The 12,428-nt window shown below is 72.9% G+C and carries 14 protein-coding genes and 1 pseudogene; 11 read left to right on the forward strand and 4 right to left on the reverse strand.

Annotation, left to right across the window (positions count from 1 at the left end; all coding sequences use genetic code 11):
• The 5 genes from RZ84_RS41670 to RZ84_RS23930 all read left to right on the forward strand — a co-directional run.
• Positions 1-391: HRDC domain-containing protein (locus RZ84_RS41670; RefSeq protein WP_241777838.1), on the forward strand; the 391-nt coding region annotated here is incomplete at its 5' end.
• A 143-nt stretch (positions 392-534) separates the two neighbouring features.
• Positions 535-861: a hypothetical protein gene (locus RZ84_RS23915; protein WP_043266005.1), complete on the forward strand. Its 327-nt coding sequence runs from the start codon at positions 535-537 to the stop codon at positions 859-861.
• A gap of 121 nt (positions 862-982) precedes the next feature.
• On the forward strand, positions 983-1,336 hold the full coding sequence (locus RZ84_RS23920; protein ID WP_026169602.1) for a WhiB family transcriptional regulator: 354 nt from the start codon (positions 983-985) through the stop codon (positions 1,334-1,336).
• On the forward strand, positions 1,333-1,650 hold the full coding sequence (locus RZ84_RS23925) for a hypothetical protein (RefSeq protein ID WP_043266006.1): 318 nt from the start codon (positions 1,333-1,335) through the stop codon (positions 1,648-1,650). The genes RZ84_RS23920 and RZ84_RS23925 overlap by 4 nt, the downstream gene beginning before the upstream one ends.
• A gap of 112 nt (positions 1,651-1,762) precedes the next feature.
• Positions 1,763-1,963: a hypothetical protein gene (locus RZ84_RS23930; protein ID WP_043266007.1), complete on the forward strand. Its 201-nt coding sequence runs from the start codon at positions 1,763-1,765 to the stop codon at positions 1,961-1,963.
• A gap of 3 nt (positions 1,964-1,966) precedes the next feature.
• Here the strand turns inward: RZ84_RS23930 and RZ84_RS23935 are convergent, their stop codons facing one another.
• Positions 1,967-3,418, reverse strand: a complete 1,452-nt coding sequence (locus RZ84_RS23935; protein ID WP_043266008.1) for an ABC1 kinase family protein — start codon at positions 3,416-3,418, stop codon at positions 1,967-1,969.
• Positions 3,419-3,452: 34 nt separating this feature from the next.
• Positions 3,453-4,589 carry a TOMM precursor leader peptide-binding protein gene (locus RZ84_RS23940; protein ID WP_198540042.1) on the reverse strand — a complete coding sequence of 379 codons (1,137 nt, stop codon included), beginning with the start codon at positions 4,587-4,589 and terminating at the stop codon, positions 3,453-3,455.
• A 193-nt stretch (positions 4,590-4,782) separates the two neighbouring features.
• Here RZ84_RS23940 and RZ84_RS23945 point away from each other — a divergent pair, with 193 nt between their 5' ends.
• The gene (locus RZ84_RS23945; RefSeq protein WP_043266010.1) at positions 4,783-5,409 is read left to right on the forward strand and encodes a M48 metallopeptidase family protein; all 627 of its coding nucleotides are present in this window, start codon (positions 4,783-4,785) and stop codon (positions 5,407-5,409) included.
• A gap of 105 nt (positions 5,410-5,514) precedes the next feature.
• Positions 5,515-6,609, forward strand: a pseudogene (locus RZ84_RS23950) (TerD family protein); the annotation flags it as partial.
• Positions 6,610-6,888: 279 nt separating this feature from the next.
• Here RZ84_RS23950 and RZ84_RS23955 read toward each other — a convergent pair.
• Positions 6,889-7,431 carry an NUDIX domain-containing protein gene (locus RZ84_RS23955; RefSeq protein ID WP_043266011.1) on the reverse strand — a complete coding sequence of 181 codons (543 nt, stop codon included), beginning with the start codon at positions 7,429-7,431 and terminating at the stop codon, positions 6,889-6,891.
• Positions 7,428-8,912 carry a zinc-dependent metalloprotease gene (locus tag RZ84_RS23960; RefSeq protein WP_043266012.1) on the reverse strand — a complete coding sequence of 495 codons (1,485 nt, stop codon included), beginning with the start codon at positions 8,910-8,912 and terminating at the stop codon, positions 7,428-7,430. The genes RZ84_RS23955 and RZ84_RS23960 overlap by 4 nt, the downstream gene beginning before the upstream one ends.
• Positions 8,913-9,104: 192 nt before the next feature.
• Between RZ84_RS23960 and RZ84_RS23965 the strand changes: the two genes are divergently transcribed.
• The 4 genes from RZ84_RS23965 to RZ84_RS23980 form a co-directional block, all read left to right on the forward strand.
• Positions 9,105-10,256, forward strand: a complete 1,152-nt coding sequence (locus tag RZ84_RS23965; protein ID WP_043266013.1) for an SDR family oxidoreductase — start codon at positions 9,105-9,107, stop codon at positions 10,254-10,256.
• 104 nt (positions 10,257-10,360) lie between these two features.
• Positions 10,361-10,840, forward strand: coding sequence for a molybdenum cofactor biosynthesis protein MoaE (locus RZ84_RS23970; protein ID WP_043266014.1), 480 nt, complete (start codon positions 10,361-10,363; stop codon positions 10,838-10,840).
• A 254-nt stretch (positions 10,841-11,094) separates the two neighbouring features.
• Entirely contained in the window at positions 11,095-11,286 is a 192-nt protein-coding gene (locus tag RZ84_RS23975) for a hypothetical protein (protein ID WP_043266015.1), read from the forward strand.
• Positions 11,287-11,355: 69 nt separating this feature from the next.
• A partial coding sequence (locus RZ84_RS23980) for a YlbL family protein (RefSeq protein ID WP_043270701.1) occupies positions 11,356-12,428 on the forward strand: 1,073 nt, incomplete at its 3' end.

Raw genomic sequence — 12,428 nt, forward strand, 5'->3', positions numbered from 1 at the left:
GGGCCGCAGCCGCCGTGCGCACCGCACCCCAGCCCGCTGCCGGGTGTGCAACAAGACCCTCACGGACGCCGGCGAGATGAAGCTGATGCGCTGTGAGGAATGCCCCTCGGAGCTCGACGAGGCGCTGTACGAGCGGCTGCGGGACTGGCGCGCCGAGCAGGCCGCCCGCTCGCGGCAGCCCGCCTATTGCGTCTTCACCGACAAGACGCTGATGGCCATCGCCGAGGCGGTCCCGGCGACGGCCGCGGAGCTCGCGGTCATCTCCGGAGTGGGCCGCCGCAAGCTCGACCGCTACGGCGCCGATGTGCTGGCCCTCTGCGCCGGTGAGGAGCTCGCCGGGGCCGGCGAAGAGGGGGCGGAGGAGGCCGGGGGAAACTCGTCGGAAAAATAGTTTGCGTGCGCGGAGCGCATCCCCATAGCCTTCGGAAGCGACGGAGACAACGGAACTTCCGAGATCCGATGGATCCGTGCTGTACTTGAACACCCTGAACCGGGTTCCCCGGTTCACCGAGACGCCGAGAGGAGGCGAGCCCAGTGATCAGCATTATCGAGACCAACAAAATGACCGATCTCTCGGTCGTCGCCCCCTGCGCGCTCGGCTTCTCGCTCCTTGGCACCGGTCTGTCCGGCTCCGGCCGTCTGTCCGGTACCGAGGTCGCGCGTCCCGCCGTCGCTGTCCTGACGGGCAGTGAGTGCACCGCGCGACCGACCGAGGCACCTGAGGCAGCAGTAGCGACGGCGTCGGCGAATCCCTTTGCCTTCGCGGCGGCGGCCAACGGTGCCGAATCCCGGAAGCAGTACCAGACGCAGCATGAAATGTGGGCCTACCGCGGCCTCGAACCCTGGAGAGATCCAGCCTGATCGGCGCGATCAGGTCGGCACCTTCCAGGGCCGCGGAACCCACACCGGGATCCGCGGCCCTTTTGTTTTGCCCAACGCGCCCGCCACCAGCCGGGCCGGAACAGACGAGGAACACACCACCGTGCAACTCCAGACGCACACCCCGTCCGTAGCCACCGACCTGATCCCTCCGCCCGACCCCCAGGAGAACTCCTTGCTGCCCCTCACCGAGCTCGACGACGAGATCGACCGCCTCGGCGCCGCCGTTCCGTGCCGCACCTACGACCCCGAGGTCTTCTTCGCGGAGTCCCCGGCCGACGTCGAGTACGCCAAGACGCTGTGCCAGACCTGCCCGGTCCGCGAGGCCTGTCTCGCCGGTGCCAAGGACCGCCGTGAGCCGTGGGGCGTCTGGGGCGGCGAGCTCTTCGTCCAGGGCGTCGTCGTGCCGCGGAAGCGTCCGCGTGGCCGTCCGCGCAAGAACCCGGTCGCGGCATGAACACCACCGGTACAGGAACGATCGACCGTCCCGTCACACGGGATCCCCAGAAGCAGGACCCCACGATGAACCCGACTTTCACCGACACCCCCGCCCCCGCGAACTCCGGCGCGATCGCTCCGCGCCAGAACAGGAACCTCGAAATGCAACTCATTCCAGAAGCCCTGGCGAGGGCTCATATGGACCAACGCCTCCAGGAGGCGGAGTCCGAACGCCGGGCCTACCGGCTCGCCGTCGCGCGGCGTATGCAGCGGCGCGCCGAGCGCGCGTCACTGCGGGCCCGCCGGGCGCTCGCCATGGCCGTGATGCAGTAACCGGGCGCACCGGCACTGCCTCCTGAGGCCACCTTCCACGGGGTCCGTCCGACAGGGCGGACCCCGTGCTGCGTTGCGTCCCGGTTCATGAGGTTGACGGGGATATCGTCGGATGGTGGACCAGAAGACGCATCAACAAGCGGAGTTGAACTCCGAGCGCATGGTGTGCGCCCGCTGCGGCGCGGTTCCCGAGGGCGCACCGCCGACCTGGACCTGCTCGGTCGAGAACGGCGAGCGCCGCTACTTCTGCGACAACTGCGCCCGGGACAACATCCGTGCCATCGAGGGACGCCTGGACTCGTCCTGGTGGTGAGGGTCAGGCCGGGCTCTCCTCGACGGTCGCCTCCCCCCGGTCCGCACGGACCTCCGCGCCGCCGGCGGCACCGCTGACCGCGCCGGGCTCCGCCGCGCCCGGACCCGCGGGCTCCTCCTCGGGCACGAACCCGGGCATCCATGCCTCCAGCTCGTCGCGGAGCCGCACCGTGGCCCCCAGCTGGCACAGCACCCCGATCGTGCTCAAGGTCACCCGGTGTATCAGCAGATACGCCGGCGGCAGGTTGAGCTGCTTGCCCAACTGGTATGCGGGGGACCGCGGATCGCCGATCCGGGCTGCCTGGTTGCGCATCCAGCCCCGGGTGAAGGTGAACGCGTCCACCTGCGCCGGCTCGATGATCGGCAACAGGTACTCCAGCACCGCGTCCGGGTCCAGCGCGATGGACTCCTTGACGAAGCCCTCCTCGCAGAGCAGCTCGTAGACCGCGTCCGCCTCGCCGTCCAGCGACATCCGCAGCGAGCTGCCGATCGTCGGCGGCAGCCCGTCGGGGAGCCGGTCGACGGTGCCGAAGTCCAGCACGCCCAGCCGCCACTCCTCGACCGGTCCGTCCGGCGAGTCGCCGGGCAGCAGCCGGAAGTTGCCCGGGTGCGGGTCGGCGTGCAGCAGGCCCGTACGGGCCGGGCCGGAGAAGAGGAAGCGGGCCAGCAACTGCCCGGCGCGGTCGCGCTGCTCCTCGGTGCCGTCGGCGATCACCTCGGACAGCGGCACCCCCTCCATCCACTCCGTCACCAGCACCTGGTCGCTCTGGTGCACCACGGCCGGCACGACGACATCCGGGTCCTGGGCGAACTCCTCGGCATGCGTCCGCTGGGCCTGCGCCTCGAGGGAGTAGTCCAGCTCCTCGGAGACCCGGTCGCGCAGTTCGGCGATCAGCGGCTTGACGTCCATGCCGGGGATCAGCGGCCCCAGCAGCCGGGCGAACCGGCTCAGCTGCGCAAGATCCGACAGCAGCGCCTTGCCCGCTCCCGGGTACTGCACCTTGACGGCCACCTCGCGGCCGTCGTGCCACACCCCCCGGTGCACCTGGCCGATCGACGCCGCCGCGGCCGGCTTGTCCTCGAACTCCTCGAACAGCTCCCGCCAGTCCTCACCGAGCCGCTCGGCCAGCACGGCGTGCACCGTGCTCGTCGGCATCGGCGGCGCCGCCTCCTGAAGCTTCGTCAGGGCCGCGCGGTATGGGCCGGCGATCTCCTCGGGCAGCGCCGACTCGAAGACGGACAGCGCCTGCCCGAACTTCATGGCGCCGCCCTTCAGCTCACCGAGGACCTTGAAGAGCTGTTCCGCGGTGCGCTGTTGGAGCTCCCGGCCGACGATCTCGGCGGATCTGCCGCCGATCCGCTTGCCCAGGCCCCAGGTGGCACGGCCGGCGAACCCCAGCGGCAGCGCGGCCAGCTTGGCGGTGCGGGTGACCGCCTTGCGGGGAAGATCAGACATGCGCCCCTCCAACTCACACTGTCCCCTACCGGGGTTACCCCGTCATTGTGGCGTGTCGCGCCCCGGGAACCGAGGCGTCCGCCGTCCTCTGTGCAGCGGCGGCACCGCAACCGCAGTCCGGATGCGGCGCGATCCGCACCGTCCGCACGCTCGCGCAGGGCAGCGGGAGTTCCATCCGCGCCCCCGTGCACGGCGGTGGCTCACCGTCCAGGAACGTCGTCGCCTGGACGGAGGCGAGTCCCGCGACGGCTGTCGCCAGCGCCGCGTCGCAGGCCGGCATCGCCGGTGAACCACGCCCCGAGCGCCACTGCGCGAGCAGCCGCGGCCAGGCCGGCTCCGCGTCCGTCCGCCGCAGCTCGTCGCAGCCGGCGCAGGCCGAGACCCCGGGCACCACCAACGGCCCCACCACACCGGTGCCCTCCACCACTCCCACGTAAAGGTGCGGAATACCGGCGGTCAGCAGCGGCTCGGCCCGCACGGGATCCGGGGCGTACGCGCCGAGCCCGTCGCGCGGGGCGATGACCACGAGGGAGATGCCGGGCTCCCCGGACTCGGTGACCGGGCCGGCCGGCCGCGGCCGGCGGCTCCAGGGGGAGGACTCCCGCACCAGTCGGCGGGCAGCCGCGTCACGCCGCTCGCCGACCTGCCCGGCCGACGGCCCGCCCGGCACCACGTCCCACGGCTCGACCGTGCCGCCGTCCACCACGTCCACCCGGCCGATGCCCGACGCCGCCAGCAGCGCCGCGATCTGGGCGCCGACCCGGCCCGCGCCCTTCACCTTGACCCGGACCGTCCGGCGCGCCCCCATCCGCCCGAGCGGCCCGCCTGCCTCCCGGTGCCGCACCGACAGCGAGGCCAGATCCGGCCGCAGCCGTGCGAAGGCCGGGCCGTCCGCCCGCACCGCGTCGGCCGCCGGACCGCCCGCGGTCGGTGCCTCCAGCAGCCCGGCCGCGCCGAGCCGGTCCACCACGCCCCGCGCGCGCTCGGGCGTCACGTCCAGTGACGCGCCTTCCTCGACCAGCTGCCGCATCGTGCGCGTGCCGTCGATCAGCTCGATGAAGCTGCCCGTCGCGATGTCGACCGGGCCGACCACCACCGCATGGGCCGGTGCCACCCCGAACCGCACCGTCTCCCGGTCCCGCCAGCCGCGCCGCAGCGCGGGCTTGAGCATCGGATACATCCCGTCCGCCCCCCCCCGTCGTTCGTCGTCCGGCTCCCAGCATGCGCCAGGCGCGAGAACGGCGCGGAAGTTATCCACAGGCAGCGGATATTAGTCATACAAGCCGTGTGCGCCGGGGGCGTTCAGGTGGCGAACCGATGGTGGGGCGGGACTTCCCGCAGTGCCAGCGGGTAACGTCGGGCGCGTGCCCGCCGATCCTTCCCCCCGCGGCTCCGGGGAGACACCCCTGCGCCGCGCCGCAGACCCATCGCGCCGGGCTGAACCGAGCCCGAAGGCCCGCGGGTCGGGGACGAGCGCGGTCGAGGTGCGCCGCAGTTCCCGGCGGCGCCGGACGGTCTCCGCGTACCGCGAGGGCGACCGCACGGTGGTGCTGATCCCGGCCCGGATGTCGGAGGCCGAGGAGGAGCGCTGGGTCGGTGTGATGCTGGACAAGCTCGCCGCCCAGGAGAGCAAGCGGATACTGGGCGACGGCGAGCTGGCCGAGCGGGCGGAGCGGCTGTCCGGCCAGTTCCTGGACGGGCGGGCCCGCCCCGCGTCGGTGCGCTGGGTCACCAATCAGAACACCCGCTGGGGGTCGTGCACCCCGGCCGAGGGCAGCATCCGCCTCTCCCACCGCCTCCAGGGCATGCCGGAGTACGTCATCGACTACGTGCTGCTGCACGAGCTCGCGCATCTGCTCGTCCCCGGCCACGGCCCGGAATTCTGGCGCCTGTTGGAGTCCTATCCGCGCACGGAGCGGGCCCGCGGCTATCTCGAAGGCGTGGTGGCCGCCGACCGGCTGCCCCATCTGCCCGCCGCCCGGCGCCGGTGACCGCCGCCGTACCCCGCCGAGCCCCGGCATCACTCGCTGTCAGCGCCAGCGGTTAGCCTGGCACGGGTACGGACTCAACGCGCGAGCGGGGGAGGGGCGTTACGCATGACCAGAGAATTCCGGCGCGGCCACAAGGCCGGGATCGGCGATCTGACGGCAGGGCGGGATCTGTATGTGGGGGTGCAGATCGCCGGACCGGGCCTGACCTTCGACATCTGCTGCTTCGGCCTGGACGCCGACGAGCGGCTCTCCGACGATCGCTACTTCGTCTTCTACAACCAGCCCAAGTCGCCCGAGGAGTCGATCCAGCTGCTCGGCGCGCAGGCCGGCGACACCGAGTCCTTCCGCGTCACCCTGGACACCATCCCGCCGCACATCCGGAAGCTGACCTTCACCGCCACGCTCGACGGCGCGGGCCAGATGTCGCAGATCGGCCCCGGCCACCTCCGGATCGTGGCCGGCGGCGAAGAGGTGGCCCGGTATCCCTTCACCGGCAGCGAGTTCAGCACCGAACGTGCCGTGATGCTCGGCGATGTCTACCTGAAGGACGACTGGCGGTTCGCCGCGGTCGGCCAGGGCTTCGACGGCGGCCTGGAGGCGCTGCTGAAGAACTTCGGCGGTGAGGTCGTGGAAGAGGAGGCGGCGGCCGAAGCGGCGCCGGCGCCTCCGGTGACCGCGCAGGGCGTGCCGGGATTCGCGCCGCCGGCCGACCCGGGGCCCGCCCCGTCGGCCGCGCCGCCCGCGTCCGCAGCTCCTGCGCCGGCGGGGCCCGACCCGCGCGAGCCCGCACCGCACCTCGCGCAGCAGGCCCCTCAGCGCTATCCGCAGCCGTCCGCCGAGGAGATCCACAGCGCGCCGACGGTCGTCGCGCCATTGGTCCCGCCCGGCGCCCCGGTGCCGCCCCGGGGTGTGCAGGGGCCGCCCCCGCCGCCTCCTCCGCCCCCGGCCGCCGGTGTGCAAGGGCCGCCGCCCCCGCCGCCGCCTCCGCCTCCGCATGGCCAGGCGTCCGGTGAATTCCCGGGCGCCCGGCAGCCTCCGCCGCTTCCTTCGTACGGCCGGCAGCCGCCCCCGCCGCCCTCATACGGTCAGCAGCCTCCGCCGCCCGCCGGTCACGGCGTGCCCCAGGGGCAGGTGGTACCTCCGCCCCCGCCGCCGCCCGGCGCGTACGGGCAGCCGGGCCAGCAGCCCCCGGGGGCGCCGAACGTGCCGTATCCGGGGCAGGGCGTGCCCGCCCCCGGGGACGGCGGTACCGGACCGTGGCAGCGGCCCGGAGAGGAGCCGCACGGCCCTGACGCCGCAGGACCGGCCCGTGGAGAACAGCAGGGCGACCCGCGCCGGGGCCGCTGATCGATGCGGAGCCGGCGGCCGGTAGGCCGGCCGCCGAACCAATGCACCCACGCGTCCGGCGTCCGCCCCGGTGAGGGCGGACGCCGGATGTGAGGGGGTAGGTGATGGGGTGTCAGGAGGCCCCAGGTGTCGTCAGGACGCCGCGGGCAGCAGTGCCCGGGTGCTCTCCACGAGGCGTACCACCGAGGCGTCCGCGACGCCGGGCACCTCGTCGTAGCGGAACCAGCGCAGGTCCAGCGACTCGTCGCTGATCGCCGCCACCGCGTCGGCGGGCGCCAGCGCGGCGTACTGGACGTCCAAGTGCTCGGCGCACGGCGTCCGATGACGGTCCAGCCGCACCGGCGCGCCGCCCAGGAGGGTCAGCCCCGAGGTGATCCCGGACTCCTCGCGCGCCTCCCGGAGTGCCGCGGCGGCCAGCGAGGCGTCCTCCGGCTCGCAGTGGCCGCCCATCTGGAGCCACATCTCCAGCTTGCGGTGCAGGGTCAGCAGCACCCGGCCGCCCGCCGGGTCGATCACCAGCGCACTGGCCGTGAGGTGCCCGTCCTTGCAGGGCTTCCACATCCCGTCCCGGTGGGCGGCGAGGTGGTCCAGATAGGCCAGCCGCAGCCGGTCCTGGTCGGCCGACGGCGCGGGCCACTCCTTGAGCACCCGCGCCGCGTCCTCACGCAGACTCACTTGGCGCCGTCACCCTTGCCGTCCTCGGGGGCCTGCGGACCGTCGTCACCCGTGCCGTCCTCGGCCGGCTTGGACAGATCGGGCTTGGACGGATGAGGCTTGCCGCCGCTCGCGGCCTCGCCCAGCATCTTGTCGAGCTCGGAGAAGTCCAGCTGTTCGTGGTGCACGAACCCGTCCGGGTCGTCCAGATCCGCCGCCGTCGGCAGCATGTCCGGGTGCTCCCACAGGCCGTCCCGGCCCTCCAGACCGCGCGCGTCGGTCAGGGAGGCCCACAGCCGCGAGGCGTCCCGCAGGCGCCGCGGGCGCAGCTGGAGGCCGATCAGCGTGGAGAACGTCTGCTCGGCCGGGCCGCCGCTCGCCCGGCGCCGCCGCAGCGTCTCGCGGAGCTTGTCCGCCGACGGCAGATGCGGCTTGGCGGCGGCGTGCACCACCGCGTCCACCCAGCCCTCGACGAGCGCCAGCGCGGTCTCCAGACGGGCCAGCGCGGCCTTCTGCTCAGGGGTGTCCTCGGGCTGGAACATGCCCTGCTGGAGGGCGTTCTGCAGCTCCTCGGGGTGCTGCGGGTCGATCTGGCCGACCACGTCCTCCAACTTGCTCGTATCGACCTTGATGCCGCGCGCATAGCCCTCGACGGCACCGAACAGATGCGAGCGCAGCCACGGCACATGTGCGAAGAGCCGCTGGTGGGCGGCCTCGCGCAGGGCCAGATACAGCCGCACCTCCTCCTCCGGGACGCCCAGTCCGGCACCGAACGCCGCCACGTTCCCGGGCAGCAGCGCGGCCTTGCCGGCCGGCCCCAGGGGCAGCCCGATGTCCGTCGAACCGACGACCTCGGAGGCCAGCACGCCCAGCGCCTGGCCGATCTGCGTGCCGAACATCGCGCCCCCCATGGAGCGCATCATCCCGAGCAGCGGGCCCGCCATGGCCTGCATCTCCCCGGGCAGCACATCGCCCATCGCCGACCCGACGCGCTCGGCGAGCGGATTGACCAGGTCCTTCCACACCGGCAGGGTCTCCTCGACCCACTCGGCGCGGCTCCAGGCCACCACCGAGCCGGAGCCCGAGGGCAGCGACGTCACCCCGTCCAGCCACAGGTCCGCGAGCCGCACGGCCTCTTGGACCGCGGTCCGCTCACCCGGCGACAGGCTGGCGTCCTTGCTGCCGTCCTCGGCGCCCTGCGCGACGGTCTGCCGGGCGATGTCCTTGGCCATGTCCCAGTTCACCGGGCCGCCCTCGTAGGAGAGCATCTGGCCGAGCCGCTGGAACGCGGCTCCCAGATCGCCGGGGTTCATCTGGCCGCCGGGTCCCCCCATGCCGCCGAAGAGCGCCGCGAACGGATTGTCCGCGCCGCCGCTCCCGCCGCCGAACCCGAAGGGGTCCGCGGGGCCCTGGCTACCTCCCTGGCCGCCCTTCTTCTTGCCGTTGTCGCCGTCCTCCGGCTCCTCCGGCGGAAGGCCGAATCCAAATGGGGTGTCACTCACGGGTTTCCTCGGCTCGTAGGGCCGCCGGCCCCATCGGCCGACGGCGGCTGCCCGACATCACCTCCAGCGTAGACACCGAGACCGCATCGGGGCTCGGTGCTTCGCTGTCCCGGTGGCTGCGGCAGGATGGACGCCACCTGGTGCGGACGCGTCCGACGCGCCCGTACTGAAGACAACCGCTGGAGACGCCCGGTGAGTTCCCCAGATCCGACCGTTCGCGCAGCGCGAAACGCTGCGGCCCAGACCGCAAAGGCGGACCGCGCCCCAGGCGATGCCGCCGGCCGGCCGCTGCGCCGCCCCGTCGTCGCCGTCACCGGCGCCGCCTCCGGGGTCGGCGCGCTGCTCACCCGTGCCCTGGCCGCCTCCGACGAGGTCAGGCAGGTGGTGGCCATCGACGAGCGGCACGGTGACGTCGCCGAGGCGCACTGGCACGTCCTGGACGTCCGCGACCCCGCCATCGCCGACAAACTGCGCGGAGCGGACGTCGTGGTCCACCTCGCGCTCGACCTCGACCTGGAGACCGACGACGCGGCGCGCACCGCCTACAACGTGCGCGGCACCCAGACCGTGCTGACCGCCGCCGCGGCGGCCGGCGTCCACCGGGTCGTGCTGTGCACCTCCGCCATGGTCTACGGGGCGCTGCCCGACAACGATGTTCCGCTCTCCGAGGACGCCGAGCTGCGCGCCACCGCCGACGCCACCGGCGTCGGCGACCTCCTGGAGATCGAGCACCTGGCGCACCGCGCGCCCCGCGCCCACCCCGGTCTGAACGTCACCGTGCTGCGCCCCGCCGTCCTGGTGGGCGGTACCGACACCGCGCTGACCCGCTACTTCGAGTCGCCACGCCTCCTGGTCGTCGCCGGATCCCGCCCCGCCTGGCAGTTCTGCCATGTGGAAGACCTGGTCAGCGCCCTGGAGTACGCGGCCCTGGAGAAGGTCGAGGGCGAACTGGCGGTGGGCTGCGACGGCTGGCTGGAACAGGAGGAGGTCGAGGAACTCTCCGGTATCCGCCGCATGGAGCTGCCCTCCTCGGTGGCGCTGGGCGCCGCCGCCCGGCTGCACCGCATCGGCCTGACCCCGTCGCCCGCCGGGGACCTCGCGTACACGATGCACCCCTGGGTGGTCAGCGGCAGCCGGCTGCACGACGCGGGCTGGCGTCCGAGGTGGACGAACGAGGAGGTGCTCGCCGAACTCCTCGAAGAGGTCGCCGGCCGGCACACCGTCGCCGGCCGCCGGCTCGGCCGCAAGGACGCCACCGCCGCGGGCGCCGCCGGCGCCACCGTCGCGCTCCTGGGCACCGCGGCCCTGGTCCGCCGCGCCCGCAAGGCCCGCCGCCGCATCTGACCGCCATCGGGGCCGCCGGGCTGTACGAGCCTCCATGCGGGAGGCCGGACACCCGGTGGAATCGGCCATCCCCCGGTGTGCTCCCGGTACGGCACGATGGGGGTATGTCTGGCACGCACTCCCGCACCGCCCCCGGCCGCGACCACCCCGGCGAGCAGGCCGCCGAGGACCCGATCCGGCTCCTGGCGATCCGCGACGCCCCGCTGTCCGTGGACGAGGTCTTCGCGGCCGTCGGGGACGCGGCGGCCGGCGGTACGGCCCTGTTCGTCGGCACCGTCCGCTCGCACGACGGCGGTGCCGACGTCGACGGCCTCGGCTACTCCGCGCACCCGACCGCGGAGGCGGAGATGCGCCGCATCGCCGAGAAGGTCGTCGCCGACTACCCGGTCCGCGCGCTCGCCGCCGTCCACCGGGTCGGCGACCTGACGATCGGCGATCTGGCCGTGGTCGTCGCGGTCTCCTGCCCGCACCGGGGCGAGGCGTTCGACGCGTGCCGCAAGCTGATCGACGACCTCAAGCACCAGGTCCCCATCTGGAAGCACCAGACCTTCTCCGACGGCACCGAAGAATGGGTCGGCGCGTAGCGCTGCCTTCTGGGGGTGGAGGTCGGGTGACGGGAGGGCGGGTCGGCGCGTAGCGCTGTCTTCTGGGGTGGAGGTCGGGTGGGCGCGGAGTTGTCCTTCCGGACAACCCGGGATCTCCCCTGGTCGTGGCCGCATTCGTGGCCGTGTGTGTCGTTCCGGTTGCGTAACCGGCTTCCCGGCACCAGCGTTGACCTGTCGGCTGGTTAATCTGCTTATTTGTCGATCACGGTCGCGCTGGGCGTTGGGAGGTCGTCATGGGAGCGCTGCTCTGGCTGCTGATTCCGGTTCTGGCCGGTCTGGCCGCTGCGCTGTGGAGCAGCTGGGCGATGCGCAACCGCAAGACCGGGGACGTCGCGGAGCTGGCCGGCTATGCCCGGTTCCGTGCCGCGATGGAGAAGCAGGAGTCCGCTCCCACCGTTCCCGACCCGGCCTCGGACGCGGTCTGAGGTTTCCGTCCGTCCTCGTACGGACGGCCCCGCGGGCCGGTTGTCATACCCGTCCCGTACTGTCGTTCCATGCCACGCCGCACCGCGACGCTGCTCGCCTCGACCCTGATGCTGATCGCGCTGCTCTGCGCCGGGGTGCTGATTCCCGTTCCGTACGCGGCGATGTCGCCAGGCCCGACGGTCAACACCCTCGGGGATCACGGCGGCAAGCCGGTGCTCCAGATCTCCGGCCGCAGGACGTATCCGACGAGCGGTCATCTGAACATGACCACGGTCCAGGTCACCGGCCCCGACTACCGCATGAACCTCTTCGAGGCGGTCTACGGCTGGCTGGACCCCGACCGGGCCGTGGTGCCGCACAAGACGCTCTACCCGGAGGGGCAGACCGCCGAGCAGGCCGACCAGCAGAACGCCGAGGAGTTCAGCCAGTCCCAGGAGAGCGCCAAGGTCGCCGCGCTCAAGCAGCTGAACATCCCGGTCGCGTCCCAGACCGTGGTCGGGGCGGTCGTCAAGGACAAGCCGGCCGACGGGAAGCTGCACGCCGGCGATGTGATCAAGGCGGTGGACGGCAAGGCGGTCACGCGGACCGGTGACGTCGCCAAGTTCGTCACCCGGCACAAGCCGGGCGAAAAGGTGGTCTTCACGGTCATCCCGGCCAAGGAGGCCGCCGCGGCGGAGCGGCAGGGCAAGCGGCCCGAGGGCCCCGGCAGGGACATCACGCTCACGACCGCGGCGGACAGCGGCCGTGCCGTGGTGGGCATCCAGGCCCAGGCGGCCCACATCTTCCCGTTCCACATCGACGTCAAGCTCGCCGACGTCGGCGGCCCGAGCGCCGGGCTGATGTTCGCGCTCGGCATCGTGGACAAGCTCACGCCCGGCGGCAATCTGACCGGCGGCAAGTTCGTGGCCGGTACGGGCACCATCGACGACCAGGGCAACGTCGGCCCGATCGGCGGCATTTCGATGAAGACGATCGGCGCGCGGGACAAGGGCGCGGAGTTCTTCCTGACGCCCAAGGAGAACTGTGCCGCCGCCGCCAAGGACACCCCGAGCGGCCTCCGGCTCGTCAAGGTCGGCACCATAGGTGACGCGGTGAAGGCGCTGGAGAAGATCCGTGCGAACGACACGGCGGGGCCGGCCGG

The organism is Streptomyces sp. CT34, assembly GCF_000805335.1.
GTDB lineage: Bacteria > Actinomycetota > Actinomycetes > Streptomycetales > Streptomycetaceae > Streptomyces.

Coding starts and splice junctions, on each gene's coding strand:
- RZ84_RS23935 (WP_043266008.1), bottom strand. CDS start 3,418: ATGTCTGATCTTCCCCGCAAGGCGGTCACCCGCACCGCCAAGCTGGCC.
- RZ84_RS23970 (WP_043266014.1), top strand. CDS start 10,361: ATGTCTGGCACGCACTCCCGCACCGCCCCCGGCCGCGACCACCCCGGC.
- RZ84_RS23975 (WP_043266015.1), top strand. CDS start 11,095: ATGGGAGCGCTGCTCTGGCTGCTGATTCCGGTTCTGGCCGGTCTGGCC.
- RZ84_RS23925 (WP_043266006.1), top strand. CDS start 1,333: ATGAACACCACCGGTACAGGAACGATCGACCGTCCCGTCACACGGGAT.
- RZ84_RS23940 (WP_198540042.1), bottom strand. CDS start 4,589: ATGCTCAAGCCCGCGCTGCGGCGCGGCTGGCGGGACCGGGAGACGGTG.
- RZ84_RS23930 (WP_043266007.1), top strand. CDS start 1,763: ATGGTGGACCAGAAGACGCATCAACAAGCGGAGTTGAACTCCGAGCGC.